The organism is Mycoplasmopsis anatis (assembly GCF_900660655.1).
Taxonomy (GTDB): domain Bacteria; phylum Bacillota_I; class Bacilli_A; order Mycoplasmatales; family Metamycoplasmataceae; genus Mycoplasmopsis; species Mycoplasmopsis anatis.
On sequence record NZ_LR215035.1, the window covers coordinates 613,625 to 635,397 of the forward strand.

The 21,773-nt window shown below is 29.9% G+C and carries 19 protein-coding genes; 6 read left to right on the forward strand and 13 right to left on the reverse strand.

Translation table 4 applies throughout. From position 1 onward, the window contains the following. Nucleotides 1-18: 18 nt before the first annotated feature. Genes der through EXC66_RS02530 form a run of 3 tightly spaced genes read right to left on the reverse strand, consistent with a single transcriptional unit; the run spans nt 19 to nt 2,476 of the window. On the reverse strand, nt 19-1,320 hold the full coding sequence (gene der, locus EXC66_RS02520; RefSeq protein WP_006886213.1) for a ribosome biogenesis GTPase Der: 1,302 nt from the start codon (nt 1,318-1,320) through the stop codon (nt 19-21). Continuing rightward, nucleotides 1,313-1,990 carry a (d)CMP kinase gene (cmk, locus tag EXC66_RS02525; protein ID WP_006886212.1) on the reverse strand — a complete coding sequence of 226 codons (678 nt, stop codon included), beginning with the start codon at nt 1,988-1,990 and terminating at the stop codon, nt 1,313-1,315. Before cmk ends, der begins: the two co-directional genes overlap by 8 nt. A gap of 48 nt (nt 1,991-2,038) precedes the next feature. Continuing rightward, nucleotides 2,039-2,476 (reverse strand): hypothetical protein, encoded by a 438-nt coding sequence (locus EXC66_RS02530; RefSeq protein ID WP_006886211.1) that lies wholly within the window; start codon nt 2,474-2,476, stop codon nt 2,039-2,041. A 44-nt stretch (nt 2,477-2,520) separates the two neighbouring features. Here EXC66_RS02530 and ftsY point away from each other — a divergent pair, with 44 nt between their 5' ends. Both ftsY and EXC66_RS02540 read left to right on the forward strand, forming a co-directional pair. Continuing rightward, a complete protein-coding gene (ftsY, locus tag EXC66_RS02535) occupies nt 2,521-3,513 on the forward strand; it encodes a signal recognition particle-docking protein FtsY (RefSeq protein ID WP_006886210.1) in 993 nt (330 codons plus the stop codon). After that, complete coding sequence (locus EXC66_RS02540; RefSeq protein ID WP_006886209.1) at nt 3,506-3,736, forward strand: sigma factor-like helix-turn-helix DNA-binding protein; 231 nt, start codon at nt 3,506-3,508, stop codon at nt 3,734-3,736. Before ftsY ends, EXC66_RS02540 begins: the two co-directional genes overlap by 8 nt. A gap of 228 nt (nt 3,737-3,964) precedes the next feature. On the opposite strand, the gene EXC66_RS02545 is transcribed toward EXC66_RS02540, so the two are convergent. Together EXC66_RS02545 and pfkB are read right to left on the reverse strand one after the other, a co-directional pair. Beyond that, nucleotides 3,965-5,986, reverse strand: a complete 2,022-nt coding sequence (locus EXC66_RS02545; RefSeq protein ID WP_006886208.1) for a PTS fructose transporter subunit IIABC — start codon at nt 5,984-5,986, stop codon at nt 3,965-3,967. After that, nucleotides 5,977-6,894: a 1-phosphofructokinase gene (pfkB, locus tag EXC66_RS02550; protein ID WP_006886207.1), complete on the reverse strand. Its 918-nt coding sequence runs from the start codon at nt 6,892-6,894 to the stop codon at nt 5,977-5,979. Before pfkB ends, EXC66_RS02545 begins: the two co-directional genes overlap by 10 nt. Before the next feature lie 160 nt (nt 6,895-7,054). On the opposite strand from pfkB, the gene EXC66_RS02555 reads away from it, so the two are divergent. Then, entirely contained in the window at nt 7,055-7,798 is a 744-nt protein-coding gene (locus EXC66_RS02555) for a DeoR/GlpR family DNA-binding transcription regulator (RefSeq protein WP_006886206.1), read from the forward strand. Nucleotides 7,799-7,836: 38 nt separating this feature from the next. Here EXC66_RS02555 and lpdA read toward each other — a convergent pair whose 3' ends face one another. From lpdA to EXC66_RS02580, 5 genes are all read right to left on the reverse strand, one after another. Next, the gene (lpdA, locus tag EXC66_RS02560) at nt 7,837-10,005 is read right to left on the reverse strand and encodes a dihydrolipoyl dehydrogenase (protein ID WP_112579250.1); all 2,169 of its coding nucleotides are present in this window, start codon (nt 10,003-10,005) and stop codon (nt 7,837-7,839) included. Between the two features lie 2 nt (nt 10,006-10,007). Beyond that, nucleotides 10,008-10,904 (reverse strand): 2-oxo acid dehydrogenase subunit E2, encoded by an 897-nt coding sequence (locus EXC66_RS02565; RefSeq protein ID WP_006886350.1) that lies wholly within the window; start codon nt 10,902-10,904, stop codon nt 10,008-10,010. Nucleotides 10,905-10,920: 16 nt separating this feature from the next. Beyond that, nucleotides 10,921-11,919 (reverse strand): alpha-ketoacid dehydrogenase subunit beta, encoded by a 999-nt coding sequence (locus EXC66_RS02570; RefSeq protein WP_006886351.1) that lies wholly within the window; start codon nt 11,917-11,919, stop codon nt 10,921-10,923. Between the two features lie 2 nt (nt 11,920-11,921). Beyond that, nucleotides 11,922-13,040 carry a pyruvate dehydrogenase (acetyl-transferring) E1 component subunit alpha gene (gene pdhA, locus EXC66_RS02575; protein WP_006886352.1) on the reverse strand — a complete coding sequence of 373 codons (1,119 nt, stop codon included), beginning with the start codon at nt 13,038-13,040 and terminating at the stop codon, nt 11,922-11,924. Nucleotides 13,041-13,215: 175 nt separating this feature from the next. Then, complete coding sequence (locus tag EXC66_RS02580; RefSeq protein WP_006886353.1) at nt 13,216-14,937, reverse strand: GIY-YIG nuclease family protein; 1,722 nt, start codon at nt 14,935-14,937, stop codon at nt 13,216-13,218. Nucleotides 14,938-14,991: 54 nt separating this feature from the next. Between EXC66_RS02580 and secA the strand changes: the two genes are divergently transcribed. The 3 genes from secA (at nt 14,992) to rplA (ending at nt 18,950) form a co-directional block, all read left to right on the forward strand. Beyond that, nucleotides 14,992-17,502: a preprotein translocase subunit SecA gene (secA, locus tag EXC66_RS02585; RefSeq protein ID WP_006886354.1), complete on the forward strand. Its 2,511-nt coding sequence runs from the start codon at nt 14,992-14,994 to the stop codon at nt 17,500-17,502. Nucleotides 17,503-17,670: 168 nt separating this feature from the next. Further along, nucleotides 17,671-18,255, forward strand: coding sequence for a 50S ribosomal protein L11 (rplK, locus tag EXC66_RS02590; protein ID WP_006886355.1), 585 nt, complete (start codon nt 17,671-17,673; stop codon nt 18,253-18,255). Beyond that, nucleotides 18,255-18,950: a 50S ribosomal protein L1 gene (rplA, locus tag EXC66_RS02595; RefSeq protein WP_006886356.1), complete on the forward strand. Its 696-nt coding sequence runs from the start codon at nt 18,255-18,257 to the stop codon at nt 18,948-18,950. The genes rplK and rplA overlap by 1 nt, the downstream gene beginning before the upstream one ends. Before the next feature lie 265 nt (nt 18,951-19,215). Here rplA and EXC66_RS02600 read toward each other — a convergent pair whose 3' ends face one another. The 3 genes from EXC66_RS02600 to EXC66_RS02610 all read right to left on the reverse strand — a co-directional run bounded on the left by EXC66_RS02600 (nt 19,216) and on the right by EXC66_RS02610 (nt 21,771). Beyond that, nucleotides 19,216-20,400, reverse strand: coding sequence for a restriction endonuclease subunit S (locus EXC66_RS02600; protein ID WP_006886357.1), 1,185 nt, complete (start codon nt 20,398-20,400; stop codon nt 19,216-19,218). Between the two features lie 269 nt (nt 20,401-20,669). Next, on the reverse strand, nt 20,670-21,515 hold the full coding sequence (ylqF, locus tag EXC66_RS02605) for a ribosome biogenesis GTPase YlqF (protein WP_006886358.1): 846 nt from the start codon (nt 21,513-21,515) through the stop codon (nt 20,670-20,672). Continuing rightward, complete coding sequence (locus tag EXC66_RS02610; RefSeq protein WP_006886359.1) at nt 21,505-21,771, reverse strand: DivIVA domain-containing protein; 267 nt, start codon at nt 21,769-21,771, stop codon at nt 21,505-21,507. Before EXC66_RS02610 ends, ylqF begins: the two co-directional genes overlap by 11 nt. Nucleotides 21,772-21,773: the final 2 nt, after the last annotated feature.

Sequence of the window (21,773 nt, forward strand, 5' to 3'; positions counted from 1 at the left end):
TCACAATGTGACTTAATATTATTCTAACCCTTGTTTATTCTTAAAGTTCATTTTTATCGGACAACCTTTGAAATTAAATGTACTTCTAAGTTGATTCTCTAAAAATCTTTGATATGAAAAATGAAGGAATTTTTTATCATTAACATAAAAATTGAATGTAGGAATTTTATCTAATGTTTTTCTAACAAAATAAATATTTAATTTCCCGCCATTATATGGTGCTGCTGGTTGAATCATTTGTGTTTCCATAATAAAATTTGATAATAAAGAAGGTTTGATATCTCTCTCAAGATTTTCTCTAACTTCATTTAATGTTTCAGTTAATTTATTCAATCTTTGATTATATTTAGCTGAAATGAATACAAATGGCACTCATGGAACAAAATGTAAGGTATTTCTCATTTTTTTCTCAAATTGAGCCATTGTATTAGTTTCTTTTTCAACAAGGTCTCATTTATTTACTACTATAATAATTGGTTTATCATTTTCTAAAGCATAACCAATAATTCTCGCATCAAAATGCGATAATTCAGTTGTAGCATCAATTAAAATTAATGACAAGTCAGATTCACTTAGTGAGTTCATTGCTCTCATTAAAGCGTAATGATCAACTGATTCAACTAGTTTACTTTTACGCATTATCCCAGCTGTATCTATAACATTATAGAATTTATCACCGATTTTTACTTTGGTTTTAACACTGTCTCTAGTAGTTCCTGCTATATCTGAAACAATTGAACGTTCTTCTTTGGCTAAATTATTTAATAATGAACTTTTTCCAGCATTGGGTTTACCAATGATTGAAAGCTTAAATAATTCTTCTTCTTGGTCTTCAGTGAAATCTAAGTTTTTAACAACTTCATCAAGTAGTTCACCAACACCTTCTCCATGAAGAGCACTAATTCTAAAAATTTCACCTCCAAGTTTATATAATGAGTAATCAAAATCTTGATTTGATTCTAATTTATTAGCTCCAATAATTATTGGTTTATTTGATTTTCTTAGAATATTCATTATAAACGCATCATCGTTGGTTAATTCCATAGTTCCGTCAATAATAAAGATGATTACATCAGCTTCTTCAATTGCAATTTTTGCTTGAATTTGAATTTGCTCTTGAAATGGTTTATTTTCGATTTCGATTCCACCAGTGTCAATTATTTTAATTGTATGTCCAGTTCAAGTTATTGCTTCATATAATCTATCTCTTGTCACACCTGGTTCATCATAAACTATTGATGATCTTTTACCCACCAAACGGTTAAATAATGTACTTTTACCAACATTGGGTTTTCCAATAATCGCTACTGTATTACGCATCTATTTCCTCAGCTTTATTTTTAATTATATTTATTATATGTTCAACCACTTCATCAAAACTCATATTGGTACAATCGACTAAAATTGCGTCTTCTGTTTTATGAAGAGGATCTACTTCACGATTCATATCTTGAGCATCACGCATCTTAACATCATAAAGCACTTCTTCATAATTGCTACTATAACCAAGTAATAAATTTTGTGCACATCTACGCTTAGCTCTTTCTTCAGGTTCGGCTCATAAGAAAATTTTAACTTCAGCATGTGGCATTAACTTAAATGTTGTATCACGTCCATCAACAATAAAACCTTTATTTGTTTTAGTTATTTCTTGCACATAATCAACAACAAAATTTCTAACTTCCTGATATTTAGCAACTACTGCAGCAGCTTTAGAGATATGTTCGGCTCTAATTTGTGTTGAAACATTTTCTCCATTTAAATAAACACTTTCATCTTCTTTAAGTTCAATCATTCCATTTTTTAAGGTTTTTAATACTGATGCTTTATCTACTAAATCAACACCCTCTCTTAAAGCATTTAAGGCAATTGCACGATATAAACTTCCACTATTTATAGGAGTGTAAGATAATAATGTTGATATTTGTTTACTTACACTACTTTTACCAGCTCCACTAGGTCCATCAATGGCAACATTAACTTTTTTCATAAATCCCTCATTGTTCTTTTATTATTCTTATTAATATACCATAATTTTTTAAATTTTAACTTGGTTCACGATAACTCTTGTAGTTTTGGTTAAATCAATAATAGAATCATCAACATTACTATCTTGAGTATTAAGATCAAGTAATCCACAAAGATATTTTACTTCATTACTTTCGAAAGAATATTCTTCCATAAAACTACTATCATAAATTTGTGAAAAAAGTTCAGTGAAGATATTATCTAATAACTCAAGTTTAGAGTTCATTTTAATAAACTGATTCATCTCATCACTTATAGTTTTACTTGAAAGATTTTCATTATTTATAGAAATGTTAAAATCAAGTTTAGGGTCAATATTCTTAAATATTTTTTTTAGTTTTTTATAGTCTTTTTCAACTTCATGATTATTTTTCAAGCTTAAATTACAAAGCAAATCCAAATCATATAAATCTTTAATTTCATTAACTTCATTTTTATTTTTTAACATATCAATATTTTACTTATTTTGCTTAAATTTTATAAAATATAAGTATGAAACTTTTTAAAAAATTAAAAGATTTCTTTAGCAAAGATCAAACTAAAGAACAACTTGAAAAAATATCTCATTATGATAAAGGTTTAGCTAATACCAGCTCTTTTGGTGCTAAAATTCGTGAACTGCAAAATAAACACCTTAAAATTGATGAAGAATATTTTGAAGAGCTTGAAGAAATTTTAATCATGTCTGATATCAATTACAACTTAGTAGATCAAATAATTGATTTAATCAAAAGTGAAGTAAAAGCAAATAAAATCACTGATCCAAAATTAATTGGTGAAATTGTTGCGGATGGTATTTTTAAAGCTTACACTAATAACACAATTGTTAACACTAATTTAAATGTTAAAGATGACAGATTAAATGTATTTATAATGGTCGGCGTTAATGGTTCTGGTAAAACTACAAGTATTGCTAAATTGGCTAATAAATTTAAAAACGAAGGTAAAAAAGTTCTTATTGCTGCTGCTGATACTTTTAGAGCGGCTGCTGTTGAACAACTTAGTGAATGAGCTAGAAGGGTAAATGTGGATATAATCAAACCTGATAAACCCAACCAAGATCCTTCATCTGTAGTTTATAAGGCTATGGATTATGCAAAAAATAATAATTATGATTTGTTAATTATTGATACTGCAGGTAGATTACAAAATAAAGTTAATTTAATGAATGAATTAAATAAAATGGTTAGTGTTATTAAAAAATTCCAAGAAGACGCTCCACATGAATCGCTTTTAGTCATGGACGCTACTACTGGTCAAAACGGACTTTCTCAAGCTAAAGTATTTAAAGAAGTATCTAATTTAACCGGAATTATTTTAACTAAACTAGACGGAACAAGCAAGGGTGGAATAATTCTTTCAATTAAAAATGAATTCGACTTAAATGTTAAATACGTTGGTATGGGTGAACAAGTTGACGATTTACAAGAATTTGATCTTGAATTATTCATTTATGAAATGACTAAGGAATTGATTAATGAGTAAAGAAATAATCATTGATGAAAACGAATATTATGTTTCACTTTACGAAAAATACAAGAACTTTTTAACTCAAACTCAAAGTCAAAATTTCTATTTATATTATTTTGAAGATCTTTCTTATGCTGAAATTGCTAAAATAAGTGCCACTACTAGAGCAGCAGCACAAGATTCAATCAAAAAAGCTAAAATGAAGTTGAAGAAAATTCACGAAAGTATTGATGAATAAGGTATTTCAAGAAATAAAAAAAGCCAAATGGCTTCAAAAAAGATTTCTTGAAATATTTTTTTATTATTTCATGACAGTGAGCTCTAGACTCCAGAAGTTGCCTTTGCAACAATAGTTCAATTAATGAACTCATCAAAATAATTATAACAAAAAAAATTTTAATAGTCATAATTTAGTTTTGTGTAAATAAAAACACAAACTTATTATTTGTTTGTGTTTAATTTCTTACTATCTTTTAGCTTTTCTAGCGTTAATTTTGAATGAAATTCCTTTTCCAATCGGAATACCTTTTCATCTTCCTAATTCTGGCTGATCAACATTTCTCTTGAGAGCACCAAGTATAAACGCACCAACAACAGTACCAACAACAAGCGATAGAATGTATCAGTATCATTTTTGGGCAACGATGAATACAAACACACCACCATGTGGAGCTGGAATTGAAGCACCTAAACCAGCACTTAATGCACCCGCAATAGCTGAAGCGATAATTGATGAAAGGATTACTCTAAGCGGATCAGCTGCTGCATAAGGAATAGCTCCTTCAGTAATAAAAGAAATACCCATTAAATAATTAATTTTTGAGTCTTTTCTTTCTTTTTTAGAGAATTTTTTAGGGAATAAATCAGCTGATAAAGCAATTAGGAGAGGAGGAACCATTCCACCAACCATAACTGCAGCCATGATTCATGGTTGGTTAATTCCACTAGGATCTAATGAAGCTGTACCGATTGTGTAAGCAACTTTGTTGATTGGTCCACCCATATCAACAGCCATCATACCAGCTAATAATGCACCAACTCCAATTTTAAATCCAATAGAAACTGTAGCATTTTTACCAATGATGTATTCTAATCCTAAATTAATATATTTATTTAAGTATGCTAATGGAGTATTAACAACAAAGAACATAATTACAGCCATAATTAATAATCCAAGTACTGGATAAATTAACATCGGCTTAATTCCGTCCATAGATTTAGGCAGTCACATAAATGCTTTACCAAGTAAAACAACAACATAACCAGCTAAAAATCCTCCGATTAATGCACCAAGGAATCCTGCGTTTGAACCTGTTTGCGAGATCATAAAGCTTGAACTTGCTGCCATAGCTCCAGCAGCCATACCTACAGCTAGACCTGGACGACCAGCAATTGAGTAAGCAATGTATCCAGCTAAAATTGCTAGCATGAATCCAAAGGCAAATTGTCCTGAATCCATGAAGAATTTAGCTACTTTTGAGTATGAACCAAAGTTGCTTCCAACAGCATTAGTTCCATAGAATGAGTCAATAAAGAACGCAAGTGCAATTAGAATTCCACCACCAATAACAAATGGTAACATGTGTGAAACACCACTCATTACGTGTTTATAAACTGTTTGAATAAACGTAGCTTTAGTTTTTTGATTTGTTTTCTTTTCAACTCCTTTAGGAGAGTAAACTTCTACATTTTCATTTAAAACTTTAGTAATTAACACTTCAGGTTCCTTGATTCCTTGAGTTACTGAAGCTTGTAAAAGTTTTTTACCAACAAATCTGTCTAATTCAACATTTGTGTCAGCTGCAATAATAACTCCAGCTGCTTTTTCAATTTCTGAATCAGTTAGAATATTTTTAGCTCCACCTGAACCTTGTGTTTCAATTTTGATATCAATATTAAGTTTTTTAGCAGTATTTTCTAACGCTTCTTGAGCCATATAAGTGTGAGCAATTCCAGTTGGACAAGAAGTAATTCCAACCAAAAATGGTTTGTCAGCACTTAATTCAGCCACTTCTCTACTATTGATTTCATTTTCTTTTTCTTCTAACAAGTTAAGCAATTCTTTAGAGCTTTTAGTGTTAATTAATTTTTCAGTAAAGTCTTTATCTAAAAGCATTTTACTTAATTTAGCTAAAACTTCTAAGTGTAAATTTTCTTCACTTTTAGTTTCTGGTGCAGCAATTAGAAACACTAATTTAACATCTTGTCCATCAAGTGATTCATAATCCACACCATCTTTAATAACTAAAGTAGCAAGAGCTGGTCTTTTAACAAAGTTTCCTCTTCCATGGGGAATAGCTAAACCATCGCCTAACCCAGTTGTCGATTGATTTTCTCTAGCTCAAACTGCTTTAGCAAAAGCATCTTTATTAGTTAAAATATCATTTTTAAACATTAAATCAACAGCTTCATCAATAACTTCAGCTTTATTTTTAGCTTTAGATGAGATATTAATTGTTGACTCTGATAAAAGATCTTTTATTCTCATTTCTTACCTCCTTTAATAAGTTCTTCAATTTCTTTTTTTGTAGCAATACCTTTATTAAACGCCGTAGCCGCACCACAAGCTATTGAAAAAGATAATGCACTTTGAAAGTCTTTTGATTTATCGTATTCATAAATGAATCCAGCAAGCATGCTATCTCCAGCTCCAACTGTATTTTCGACATTTCCTTTATAAGTATTTTCGTGATATACTTTTTTGTCATTTGTAACTAAAATTGCTCCTTTAGTTCCTAATGAAACTAAAACATTTTCAGCACCTAAATCAATTAACTCACTTGCTTTAACCACTATTTCTTCATTAGTTTTTAATTTAGTGTCAAAAATTTCTTCAAGTTCATCTAAATTAGGTTTAATCAAAAATGGATTGTATTTTAAGCAAGATAATAAATAATTTTTAGTTGTATCAAGATAAATTTTTATTTTTTTATCTGACACTAACTTAAAGATACTTTCATAAATAGTATTGCTAATTGAACTAGGTATATTTCCTGATAATACAAGAATATCATCATCTTTTAAGTTATTTAACAAGTTATACAAACTATTTAAATTTTCTTGACTAATTACTGGACCATTAGCATTGATAGCACTTTCGCTATCTTTATCATTAATTTTTACGTTAATTCTTGTGATTCCATTCACTTCAACAAATTTGTGTTCTATGTTTAATTGATTTAAACTAGATTTTACAAATTCACCAACAAAACCACCAACAAATCCTAATGCAATAGATTTTGTATTTAAATTATTTAATAATATAGATACATTAATTCCTTTACCACCAACTTGGTAGTTTTCTTGAACTGATCTATTAATTTCATTCTCTTTGAAATTATTTGATAATCTAACTTGATAATCTAGTGCAGGTGATAATGTAACTGTATAAATCATTAATTTTCTCCCTTCATTAAGAATTCTACATAATTCTACAAAATTCTTGAAAAATTAGCCAATATTTACAAAAATCTACAAAAAAATGGAAATAATTTTCACATTTTAACATTTAAAAGTGTTATTTATGATATATTTTAAATATAAATAAGAGGTAAGTATGTTAAAAAAACAAAGACATGAAATAATAATTAATGAAGTTAATTCAAAAGGTGCGGCAACGCTCAAGGAACTTTCATTATTGATGAAAGTTTCGGAATCAACCGTAAGACAGGACGTTATTGAACTTGATCAAAAAAATTTAATAAGGAGAGTTCATGGTGGGGCTTATGCTAGAGATAGTAAGACATTAAGCTTAGACATTTGATTTGAGTCAAGAGAACAACTTGAACAAGATGCGAAAATAAAAATAGCTAAAAAAGCTGCAGAATTTGTCAAAAACAAAAATTTAATTTTTATTGATGCTGGTACAACAACAAATGAATTAGCTAAAATATTGCCAAACTCCAAATTATGCGTTGTCACTAACTCATTCAGTATTGCGAATACTTTAAGAAATAAAAGTGAAATTGAGATTATTTTAATTGGTGGAAATGTTAAAAAAACAACATCAAACGTAATTGGTTCACTTGCAATTGATAACTTAAACATCTTCAATTTTGATGCTGGTTTTTTCGGTGCTAATGGTTATGATCAAAGTGTTGGCTTTACTACTCCGGAATTACAAGAATGTTTATTTAAAAAAGCTGCTTTAATTAAAAGTAAAGAAAAATTTGTTTTACTAGATGGAAGTAAAGTGAATCTAAATTATAAGTTTAGTTTTGCTTCTAATTATGATGATTTAACTCTTATTACTAATGCTAATGAGTCTGATATTAATTTTGAAAAAACAATTTTTGTTTAATAAAAAATGAGTCTTTTATAATCGACTCATTTTATTTATTATTTTTTAGCGTTTTCTTTATCTAATTTAAGTGCTGCACTACGAGCTGCTTCTCAAACAATTTCATTAAATGTTGGGTGTGGGTGAATTGTGTGTGCTAATTCATGAACAGTAACTTCTTGTTCCATTGCTAAAGCTATTTCAGCGATATAATCTGTTGAATTTGCTCCAACAATGCTTGCACCAAGAATTTCACCAAATTCTTTATCAACAACTAATTTAACAAATCCTTCAGTTTGAACTGTTGCAATTCCTTTTCCTAAATATTCAAATAAGTATTTTGAACTGAATACATTTCTTCCGGCTTTTTTAGCTTCTTCTTCAGTCATACCAATGAATGAAATTTCAGGAGTAATATAAATACATCCAGGTACAGCCTTACCGTGATATGTAGATTTTTCTTTATTTCCTAAAATGTGTTGAACTGCAACTAAGGCATGTGCATAAGCAACGTGAGCTAACATGTTTTGTGCTGTTACGTCCCCAATTGCATATACACCTTTAACATTAGTTCTTTGGTGTTTGTCAACAATAACTTCATTAATTTTTCCTAATTTGATTCCAACTTCAGCAAGTCCTTCAGAAACTGGTGCTCTACCTGTAGCTGTTAAAATTAAATCAGTTTCAACAGCAACTTCTTTAGAATCTAATGTGTAATATAATTTTCCGTTTTCAAATTTATTTGTTTGAACGTTAAATAATATTTCAACACCCATGTCTTTTAACGCTTTAGCAGCTGCTTTACCTACTTCTGCATCTGAACCAGGTAACAATCTATCTGTATTTTGTAATAATGTTACTTTTGTACCACTAAGTGAGAATACTTGAGCAAATTCAACACCGATAACACCTCCACCAATAATTACTAGTGATTTAGGTAATTTTTCTTTGTAGTTAATTGCTTCACGTGATGTAACGATTTTACCTTGTTCGTACCCTTCTTTAAATCCAGGAATCATGTCAAGTTTTTTAGGTCTAGAACCTGTGGCTAAAATTAAGTTTTTAGCTCTATAAACTTTACCATTAACTTCAATTTCGCGAGCTCCAACAAATTTAGCTTCAGCTTCTAAAATTTTACATTTTGAACCTAACATTAAGTTTCTAACACTTCCAGAAACTTTACTTACTACACCTTCTTTTCTAAGATGCATTTCTTTTCATGTTTTTTCTTCGTCAAATTTAATTTTGTCAAAGTTTGCAACTAATCCATATTTTGATGCTGTTTTAACTTCGTGAATCATTTCTGTTGATTTTAATAAAGCTTTAGTTGGAATACATCCAGTGTTTAAACACACTCCACCTCAAGCTCATTTTTCAACAATTAATGTTTTTAAACCTGATTTTCCAGCTTCTTCGGCAGCAAGATATCCACCAGGACCTGAACCTACTACGATAACATCAAATTCTTCTTCGATAGCACCGCTGTAAACTTTACCCTCTTCTAACTGAGTATCAGATTCAATTTTTTCTTCTTTTTTAACTTCAGTTGCTGGTGTAACAGTTGGTTGAGCAAAGCTTGAAAAATCAATTAAACTATTGTCAACAGTCACTTCTCCAACAACACTAGCTCCACCTTCACTGTCAGCTTTAGCTTCAGCTACTGATGCGTTATTGTGTACCTTACCATCATCAATTAAGAAAATATCTTGACCAACGTGGATTGTGTCACCTTTGTTCATCATTATTTTTTTGATTGTTCCGCTTACTGGAGAAGGGATATCTGAAGTTACTTTATCTGTTTCTACAGAGAAAAGTGAGTCTCCTTCTTTTACTGAATCACCTTCTTTGAAGAAAATTTCAGCAACAACTCCTTCGTGTAGTCCTTCACCAATATCTGCGAATTTAAATGTGTAAAATGTGTTGCTTGATGAACTTGATACTTGTGCAGCAGTTTGAGCTGGTTTTTCTTCAACTACTTCAACAGTGTCACCTGAACCATCATCAATTAAGAAAATTTCTTGACCAACGTGGATTGTGTCGCCTTTGTTCATCATTATTTTTTTGATTGTTCCACTTACTGGAGAAGGGATATCTGAAGTAACTTTATCTGTTTCTACAGAGAAAAGTGAGTCTCCTTCTTTTACTGAATCACCTTCTTTGAAGAAAATTTCAGCAACAACTCCTTCGTGTAGTCCTTCACCAATATCTGCAAATTTAAATTTATACATTATTAATATACTCCTAACACTTCTGGTTTTTCAAGTAATTCTTTAATTCTTGATGCAAAACGTCCTACTTCAGCACCATCAATTCAACGGTGATCAGCAGCAACGGTTATGTACATTACTTTTCCTGGAACGATTTGACCATTTTGGATAACTGGTTCATCAATAATAGCTCCAACTCCACAAATAGCTAATTCAGGATAGTTAATAACTGGTACTCCAAATAGTGAACCTACTGAACCGTAGTTTGTAATTGTAAAACCAGCCCCTTTCATTTCTTGTGGTTTAATTGTTCTTTTTCTAGCAGCTGAGGCTAATCTTGAAATTTCAGAAGCAACTTCTAAAATACTCAATCTGTTAGCATCATTAATTACAGGTACCATTAATCCAGCTTCGGTGTCAACAGCAATTCCAACATTTACTGATCCTGGGTATTCTAAAGTACTTTCTTTTTCATTATATTTAGCTGCAAATTTAGGGAATTCTTTAAGTGCAATTGCCACTGCTTTAACAATGTATGGTAAGAATGTTAATTTTATATTTTCTTTTTCAAAAACTAAATCTTTAATTGAAGCACGTAAATCTCATAATCTAGTCATGTCAACTTTGTGAACTAAGTTTGTATATGCAACATTTTCTCATGAGTTTGTCATTGCTTTTGCAATTGCTTTTCTCATTGGTGAAACAGGTTCAGAGTGAGCTTCAAAAGTTGGTTTGATTGGTGTAACTGGAGCTGCTTGAGTAGTTGATGCTTGAGATGGAGCAACAACTGGAGTAGCTTTAAAGTTTTTAATATCTTCTACTAAGATTCTTCCACCAATTCCAGTACCTTTAACATCTTCGATTTTAATACCCATTTTAGCAGCAAGAGCTCTCGCAATAGGTGTTGATTTAACAGTCATATTTTCCTCCTACTCTCTAAAATTTGAATGTCATTAATTCATTAACTTTTTCAATAATCTTATCTTCATTGATTGCGTAGAATCCTTCTCCTTTAGCAAGAGGAACAGTAATATCATATCCTGTAACTCTTGCCATAGGAGCTTTAAGGAATTCAAATGCTTTTTCATTTACAGTAGCCATAATTTCAGCCGAAACTGAGAATGACTTAACAGCTTCATGAACAACTAATAAACGACCTGTTTTCTTAACTGAGTTAATAACAGTTTCTTTATCTCATGGTTTAATTGTTCTTAAATCTATAAGTTCAATTGAGTATCCCGCTTTTTGCTCATTTAATTTTTTAATAGCACTTAAACAATCGTGAACTTGTGCTCCATAAGTAACAACCGTAAGATCATTACCAGGAATTAAAACGTTAGCTTTACCAATTTCCACTTCGTACATTCCGGCAGGAATTTCTTGTTTACCTGCACGGTAAATTTTCTTAGGTTCTAAGAAAACAACTGGATCTGGATCGTTAATTGCAGCTAATAATAATCCTTTTGTATCGTAAGGAAAGGCTGGCATAACCACTTTAACACCAGGTACATGTGCATAAATAGCTTCAAGAGCTTCAGAGTGGTGTTCAAGTGCTCTAATTCCTCCACCCATAGGCATTCTAATTACCATTGGACATGTAAATCTTCCTCTTGAACGGTTTCTAATTCTGGCAGCTTGTGTAAAAATTTGTTGCATTGCTGGATATGAAAATCCTTGGAATTGAATTTCTCCAATTGGCTTCATTCCTGTAAGAGCTGCACCAAACGCAACTCCGGCAATGGCAGCTTCAGAGATAGGTGTATCAAACACTCTTTTATCACCGTATTTCTTTTGAAGTCCTTCAGTTGCTCTGAAAACTCCACCTTCAAATCCTGCATCTTCACCAAAAACAACAACATTAGGATCGTTTTCCATAGCAAGATCCATAGCTTGAGTCAATGCTTGAATATTATTTAATATTAATTTATCTGCCATGATTATTTTCCTCCTTTATTGCTTCAAAATTTAATAGCTTCTTCTTTTTGTTCTTTAAGATCAGGTGTTAAAGTAGCATATGTATAGTCAAAAATATCATTTATATCTGTGTTTACAATTTTAAGGTGTTCTTCATATGTTGCTTTAACTTTAGTAAGTGATTCTTCTCAAATTTGTTCTCTTTGTTCATCTGTAAGAACTTTTATATCTTTCAGATATTTTTCAAAACGGTGCATTGGTTCCCATTTTTCTTGTTCTTTTTCTTGTTCTTCAGTTCTGTAAATTCTTGGGTTATCTGAAGTTGTATGAGGACCTTGTCTTCATGTAACAAATTCTACAATTACTGGTTTAGATTCATTTTTAGCATAATCAATCGCATCTTTAATAACTTCATAACTTGCTAAAAAGTCATTTCCATCTACACGAACTCCAGCACATCCAAAAGCATGTGCTTTACCAGAAATAGTTGGAGAGATAGTTTCTAAGTGGTTAGGAGTAGAAATAGCTCATTGGTTGTTGTTTACACAGAATACAGCTGGTCATTCTTGAACAGCGGCAAAGTTAACACCTTCAGCAAATTCTCCTTCAGTTGTTCCACCATTACCAATGAATGTAACAGCTGCACCACCAGTTTTTTGGTGTTTTAATCCATAAGCCACACCAGCACAGTGTGAAATTTGACTAGCTATAACAATATTTACTGGAACTACATTACTGTCAGTTGGAGTTTTAGCTCCATTTTCATTACCATTTCAGTATAACATTTGATTTAAGACAGGAACTCCCAATGCTAACATAGCAGCATTTGAACGGAAAGCTGGTAAGAATCAATCTTTTTTCTTATCCATCGCAAAAGCTGTAGCTACTTGTAAGGCTTCTTCACCAAGGTTAGGAGCAAAAGTTAGCATACGTCCTTGTCTTTGTAATTGAAGCATGTATAGGTCTTGTTGTCTTGATAAAACCATTCATTTATATGCTTCTAGTAATCTCTCGGGCGATAATTCAGGTTTGAATTTTTTGTCAATAAGATTACCATCAATATCTAGATGACGAACCATAACATTCGGATCGTCCATAACGTTGATTTTTCCATCAACAACTACATATTTATAGTTTTTCATATTACCCTTCCATCTAAAATATTAGTAATTTTGGTTCTATACGATATTAATTTATATATAAAACATTTATATTATAAGACATTTAAATTACATAAATTTTATAATCAAGTTATAAAAATCATAATATGGAAACAAATCCACCAACAATAAAAAAATACCACATTTATAGGTACTTTTAATTTTTAGATTTAATTTGTTGTATTGATAGTGCAACTTTTTGTGGAACAATTTTGCATAATTCTTCAAAAGATGCATTATATATATTTGAATATGTTCCAAAGTGTTCTAATAATTTCTTTTCAATTGCTGGTCCAACACCTTTTATCTTAGAGATCTTCCCTTCAAGAGTGGAAGTTAAATGTCGTTTTCTAAAGTGAGTTTTAGCAAAACGATCTACTTCTGTTTGAATGTATCTTAAGAAATTAAGTAAATTATTTGAAAATTTATTTATATGGATATAGTTAGTATCTATTATTTCTTTAGTTTCATGTTTTGAATTTTTAACTAGTGAAATAATATTATATTTATTAATACCTAACTCCTGTAAAGCTCGTTTAGATTCATAAAGTTGCTCTTCAGCTCCATCAATAACTATTAAATCAGTTTCATAATTAAATGATACTTGCCCAAAATATCTTTTTACGCTTAAATACATATATTGAATATCAGCTTTACGATCAGTATTTGAAAGGTAATTACTATGATTAAATTTTTTGTAATTCGCTTTAATGGATTGAATTCCATTGAAATAAACAACTGCTCCAACAGGTTCAAAATTTTGAAGAGTTGAATTATCGAAAATTATTAAATTTTGAATTTTGGGTAAATTCAAAAGCTTTTTTAACTCAAAAAAGGCCTGTAAATGTTTGACTTCGCGAGAGTTATCAACTTTTAAGACATTGTCTTTAATGTTTATTTCATTTTGTGATTCACAAAGCTCTTGAATTTCTTTAAGAATACCTTTTTTTGGAAATTTCACATTAAAAAATAACATTAGATTACTAATGAACTCTTCATCTTTAGAGTTAAAAATTGCCAGTTCACAAAGTTCATGATTATTATAAAATTGTTCAAAGTAATTTTGCAAATCGCTTTCAACTGATGTTATTATTTCAACGACATCAAATTCCTTGTTTAATAAAATTCCGTATCTATAAAACAGAACAGTTAGATAAATTTTATTATCTATGATCTTAAATGCAAAGACATCGATATTTTTTTGACTTTCAAGTTCAACAACTTGTGAATCTCTCATCTTATTTAAGGTATTAATAGCACTTTTATAATCATTTGCCAATTCAAAGTTTCAAATTTCTGCAGCTTGATGCATCATATTTGTTAATTGGTTAATAAACTTAGAGTTTTTCAGATTCAATACACTTTTAGCTTCAGTAAATCTAGTTACTCAAAAACTATGATTTTTATTTTTAATAGGAAGTCCATTTTCATATAAAAATTCTCGTTCCATTATTTTTACTAAATTAGAAGCATTTAATCCTGAAGGAAATGGCCCAAAATAGAATAATGAATCATCTTTTAATTTAAGCAAGTTTCTTTCTAGTTTAAACTTCAGTTTATCTTCAACTCAAATTTTTAAATATGGATAGCGCTTATCATCAATTAAAAGAATATTAAATGGTGGATGATACTTTTCAATTAGATTCTTCTCAAGAATTAATGCTTCTTGCTCTGTTTTAGTTAGAAACACTTCAAAATCATCTATATTTTCCACTAAGGTATTAGTTTTATATGAATTTAATCTACCTTCAAAATATTGTTTCATTCTACTCTTAAGTCTCTTTGCTTTACCGACATACAAAACATTTCCAGCATAATCTTTTCAGATATATACACCAGGTTGATTCACTAAGTTATTTATTCTTTGCTCAATATTCATTTTAATCCTTAGCTAAATTATAGTAAATTAAATAATATAAGGTAAAATATAACTATGAAAAAATTCAAAGAAATTTTTAAATCTAGCGAAATGCGTCTTGCTGAAAGAAATTTAGTTCAAATTAATAAGCTCGAACCTGAGATTTCAAAATTAACTGATCAAGAATTGCAACAAAAGACAAATGAATTCAAAGCTAGACTTCAAAATGGTGAAACTACTGAAGATTTACGAGTAGAAGTTTTTGCAGTTTGTCGTGAGGCTACTAAGAGAATTTTAGGTAAGCGCCCATATGATGTTCAAATGCTTGGTGGGATTCTTTTAGATCTTGGTTCAGTTGCTGAAATGAAAACAGGTGAAGGTAAAACTATTACTTCTATTGCACCTGTATATTTAAATGCACTTGAAGGCAAGGGAGCAATAGTTTCTACTGTAAATGAGTACCTTTCTGAGCGTGATGCTCAAGAAATGGGACAAGTGTTTAATTTTTTAGGACTAAGTGTTGGACTTAACAAAGCACAAATGTCCCCAGAGAATAAGCGTGCTGCATATGCCGCAGATATAACTTATTCAGTGCATGCTGAAATGGGATTTGACTATTTAAGAGACAATATGGTCTCAAATATGTCAGAGAAAGTTCAACGTGGATTACATTTCTGTTTAATTGATGAGGTTGACTCAATTTTAATCGACGAAGCTAAAACACCTTTAATCATCTCTGGTGGTGAAGGAGAAGATACCCAACTTTATTTTGCAGCTGATCAATTTGTTAGAATTCTTAATGAAGATGATTATGTAATTGATGATGAATCCAAAGCTATAAATCTAACTAACTCAGGAATTGAAAAAGCTAATAAATTCTACAAAATTAACTCACTTTATGACATTGAAAATAGTGAGATTGTACATAGAATTGCTAATTCACTTAGAGCTCACAAAATTATGAAAAATAATGTTGAATATATCGTAAGAGATGGAAAAATTGAATTAGTTGATGCTTTTACTGGTCGTATTATGGATGGTCGTAGTTATTCAGAAGGACTTCAACAGGCTCTCCAAGCTAAGGAAATGGTTGAAATTGAGCCAGAAACTAAGACTTTAGCGACAATTACTTATCAAAACTTCTTCCGTATGTTTGATAAGCTTTGTGGAATGACTGGAACTGGAAAAACTGAAGAACAAGAATTTATTGACATTTATAACATGCGTGTTAATGTTGTCCCAACTAACTTACCAATAGCACGTATAGATGAACCTGATGCGATTTATGCAACTGCCAGTGCTAAATGAAAAGCAGTTGTTGAAAAAATTGAAGAATTGTACAAAAAGAAACAACCTGTTCTAGTTGGAACAGCACAAATTGAAGACTCTGAAATCGTTCATGAAATGTTAAGTAAAAAAGGAATTCCGCACCAAGTCCTTAATGCTAAACAAAATGCTGCTGAAGCTGAAATTATCGCTAAAGCTGGTGAAGTTGGTGCAGTTACAATCGCTACAAATATGGCAGGTCGTGGAACTGATATTAAACTTGCTAAAGAAGCGCTTGAGCTTGGTGGGCTTTATGTATTAGGAACAGATAAAGCTGAAGCAAGAAGAATAGATAATCAGCTTAAAGGTCGTTCAGGACGTCAAGGTGATGTTGGAACAAGCAAATTTTTCCTCTCTCTTGAAGATCAATTAATGAAACGCTTTAGTAGCTATGAAAGTTTCCAAGAAGCATATCGAAACTCTGGTGATAAAGAAATAACAAATAAAAATCTTAACTTTGGTTTTAATCACGCTCAAAAGAAAATTGAAGGATTTAACTATGATTCGCGTAAATCTGTGTTAAATTATGATGATGTTATTCGTCAACAACGTGATTTAATCTACTCTCAGAGGGATCTAATATTACTTACTGAAGATGCGTCCTTTATTGTTGAAAGAATGATTAAATTTAGTATTAAATCAATCACTAATAATGAAGAATATAAGCTACACAATGGAAGTTTTGATTATCAAAGCTTAGTTAATTTCTTAAATAAAAATATTGGCGAAGTTATTAAATATCAATTCTCGCTAGATGAAGTTAAAATGATACATGAACAAGATCTTCCTGAGTACATTTCTAAAAAAATCATTGAACTTTATGAGATCTGAAAAGAAAATGCACAGATTAATTATGACGCCGAACACATAAACGAGCAGTTACGTCATATAATCCTTAAAATCCTAGATGATAAATGACAAAATCATATTAACATAATGGATAAACTTCGTTCAAATACAAACTTAGTTCAATACGCACAAAAAAATCCATATCAAACCTATACTGAAGAAGGAACTAGAAAATTTGAGGCAATGCTTGAAAATATAGCATATGATGTGATGCTTTCAGTGTTTAGAAGTTCAATCGGTAGAAAAACTAATATTACAAAAGAGATGAAAAGCGATCCAATTTTCATTCAACTCTCAAGAACTTATACATTTATCCCTACATTAACATATGAAGAAAATGAACAACAGTTAATTGAATTATATAAAACAGTTAAGAGAAGAATTGAAGAATTAGAAAAGCCAAAGGAATAAAAAATCTTTGGTTTTTTATGACTTTATTTACAAAAAATTGATTTTGAAAAATTAGCTTTTCCTATATAATAAATAAGCATTTAATATGTTAATATTAATTCGCCTCTAGCTAGTGGGAGATTTATTAAAGAAGATCGCTAGTACCACATATATCGAAAGGATACAAATATGGCTAAAAAAGAAGTAGTTCGTGTTGCTAAATTGCAATTCAACGCTGGTCAAGCTAAACCAGGTCCAGCTCTTGCCGGTGTTGGAATTAACATGCCTGAGTTTACAAGAGCATTTAACGACGCAACTAGAGAAAGAGGAAGTGAACCAGTTCCTGTTGAAATTACTGTATATAAAGATAAATCATTTGATTTTAAATTATTTACATCGCCAGCTTCATACAAACTTTTACAAGCTGCTAAATTATCAAAAGGTTCACAAAATTCAAAAACAACAATCGCTGGAACAATTTCAGTTGACCAACTTAGAAGTATTGCTGAGTATAAATTACCAGACTTAAATACTGATGATGTTGAAGCTGCTATGGCTACAATTGCTGGAACAGCTAAAAACATGGGAATTTTAGTTGAAGGTTATGATGATATTGCTCAAGCAAAAGCTGCCGCTAAAGCAGCTGCTAAAGAACAAGCTTTAAATAAAGCAAGAGAAGAATCACTTGCAAAAGCATCACAAGAATTAGTTGATTCAAAAGGACAAGCAATCAATGTTAATGTAATTGGTGAAGAAGAAAAAGGAGAAGAATAATGGCTAGAAAAATTTCTAAAAAATTACAAGCTGCTAGAGATAGTTTTGACAGAACAATCGCTTACGATTTAGAACAAGCTATTGAAATCGCTAAAAAAACTTCTTATACAAAATTTGACTCTTCAATCGATCTTGCATTCAACTTAAATCTTGATGTGCGTAAAGCTGATCAACAATTGCGTGGAGCAGTACTTTTACCTTACGGAACAGGTAAAAATATTCGTGTATTAGTTGTTACAAACAATGTTGAAAAACAAAAAGCAGCTAAAGAAGCAGGAGCAGATATCGTTGTAGATGGTCCAGCTTTAGAACAAAAAATTAAAGAAGATGACTTTGATTTTGAAGTTATGGTTGCTGACCCAGCTATGATGCCTATTTTAGGTAAATACGGAAAAAAACTTGGGCCTAAAGGTTTAATGCCAAACCCTAAAACAGGAACAGTTACACCTACACCTGAAAAAACAGTTGAAGAACTTAAAAAAGGTAAAGCTAACTATCGTACAGATAAAGCAGGTATTGTTCACTCATTAATCGGTAAAGCAAGTATGCCTACAGAGCACTTAGTTGAAAATGCAAAAGTTTTAATTTCATTAATTAGAAAATTAAAACCTGCTGCAGTTAAAGGAACATACATGTTAAACTTAACAGTTTCAGCATCAATGGGACCAAGTGTTAAAATTAAATTAGAAAAATAATTTTAAGAACGTTGATTAATTTCAACGTTTTTTTATTTAAAATTTTTCTATGAATTTAAATAAGTGTTTCTAAAACACAAATGTGGAAAAAACACTTATTTTTTATATATGAAATCTTTTGACTTTCCAAGATAAAAGTAAAAAGATTGTTTTTAGCAAAAAATTTGTATAAATAAAACTTTTTTAAAAAATTTACATAAGAATTTTTAAGTTTAATTAAACTTTCCCACTTAGTAGTATAAATAAAAAAACTACCAATTGGCAGTTAATTCTTAGGAAAGTCTAAAAGTTTATTTCTATAATATTCATACTGTTGTTTTCTAAGTTTGATTTCTTTGGGGAGACCTTCATAAATTGAATTTGATATTTTGTATAACTTATTCAATTTTTCAGAAACTAAATTTTGTAAAACAATACTAGGTAAAGAAATATCTATTTTACCTAAATTATCAGTTGAAATTCTTATTATATTTGTACCACTCAAATATTTTTCTTTTTGTTTTAAAAATCTTTTAGTTGAGAAAAAATGATTTAAGAAATATGGATTTACATTTCCTCTAAAAATACACATGTCACTTGAAATTCCAATTTCATAATCACCACTTCAAATACATGTTTTACATACTCCATCATTATCTTCTGATGTTAGTACTATCATTAAATCATTCTTAATTGCCTTTTTAAGTTTCTTGAAAAGATCATTATTAGTAAAAGAATACGTAAAATCAGTTTCAAACTTATATTTAGTATGTAACTCACCGTATCTAACAACAGGTTGGCCACTATTTTTTATTTCTTTTTTTGTTAGATTATTACCTCTAATGAATACACCTAGTTGATTTAAGGTTTTATTTTCAACAATACTTTCAGCTGCGTATTTATTGGATAAAAATTTTAAAAAATCATCATTAAAACATAGTTCATTATAGTATTGATATTGTTTATTCCGGTGCTCCAACTCGTGCTCCAACTCTTTAACATAAATGTTGAATTTATCAAGTATTTTTACGATTTTGTTTTGTGTTTCGATTGATGGAATAGGAATTTTGAAATCACTAAAAACATTTTTGGTTATAAATGGAATAATACTATCATTATTTATTTGATTAAAAATAAACTTTCTAAAATTCATATGCAAATAGTGAAGTATAAAATTTTTCGTACATTTTTTAAAATTATATAATACGTATGTTCTTTGGTAAGCATTAAATTTACCATTGTATTCGTTAATGTGTCCCACCCTGCTTCCATTACCTGAAATTAATATTGCATCTAAATCAAATTCTCAAGAATCAATTCTTAATGGTTTTTCGTTGCATGTAAAAAATGGGTACTCTCCATTTTCTTTTGATTTATTTGCATTTAGTTTACCGGTAGTTATTTCACAAATCTCACTTAGACTTTTTCACTCAACTTTTTCATTTTTAATCAAATCTCAAATTTTACCCATATCTCTCCAATTGTTAAATTAATTATATTTTATTAATGCTTTTTTGCTAGTAAAATATTATGCTACTAAGTGGGAAAGAAGGATAAGACAATAAAAAATTCTTATGTAAATTTTCAAAAAAACATTAAATATTAAAATGATTAACTTAAAAATTCACTTTTTGTTTTTTTCTTGGAAAGTCTTATATTTCATAAATTTATAAAATAAAAAACCTAAATTTCTTTAGGCTTATTTGACATCTACGACGTCGGCTCATTAATAATTATACATTAATCATAAGTTACACCACGTAGATTTTTAAGAAATTGTAGAAATCACTTTTGAGTTCTCAATTCATCAGGTTTACCATCTTTAGTTAAGAACTTTTTGATTTGAGCAAGCTTGAAAAATTGACTATAAACAAAAACTCTCTCTTCAGATGGCTCGACACCTAAATCTTTAATAATGTTTGGATAATATCTTGAAACTAAACAATATCCAGCATAAGAAATTAAATCAACAGGAAAAATGGAATTTTTAATTGAATCAATAACACTTAATTTTATTGCTACTTCAAGATCATCGATCTTAGGCATTAAAATTCCTGGTGTATCCATAAAATAATAATTATCAACTGCAACTCATTTGACAACAGTAGTTACTCCAGGATAATCAGCAACTTTTAAATTATTTTGATTAGACATTAAGTTAATTAATGTGCTTTTACCAGCATTAGGTACACCAACAACCATAACCTTAACCTTAGGATTTAAGAAACCTTTCTCTTTTTTCTTGTCAACCATAGGTTTCATGATTTTATTAATTTTATTTAAGATAACTTTCTTTGAAGAGTGTTTTCTTAAATCGACTCATAATACATTTTCACTTCCAAAACGTTTATTAATTAATTCTTTTTTAGAAGGGTCCATCATATCTTCTTTAGTTATTATAAAAAGTCTAGGTTTTTGTGGTGAAATCGAATCAAAATCTTCATTATAAGTACTTATTGGTGAGCGTGCATCAAGTACAACTATAAATAGATCACAAATATTCGCATTTTCTCTTATATTTCTCATTGCCTTGGCCATATGACCAGGATATCACTGAATTAAGTTCTCTAGGTCTTTAGTTTCCATATTTTGTAGCCTCTTTTAACAATTCACTTAATCTTTTATTTTCAAATCTAAGTTCATCAACTTGTTTTTTTAGTTTTTTGTTTTCATCTAAAATTTTTTGCTTATTATCTTGTTTAGATTCCTCATTAATTGTGAAGTTGTATAAAGTGTTAGAAATAAGATTCAGAAAAACGTCCACCTCAGCAGGTGAATATCCATTTAATTCTAGATTAAAGTTTTTATTTTCAATATTTTTAAGTAACTCAGTTAATTTCATAA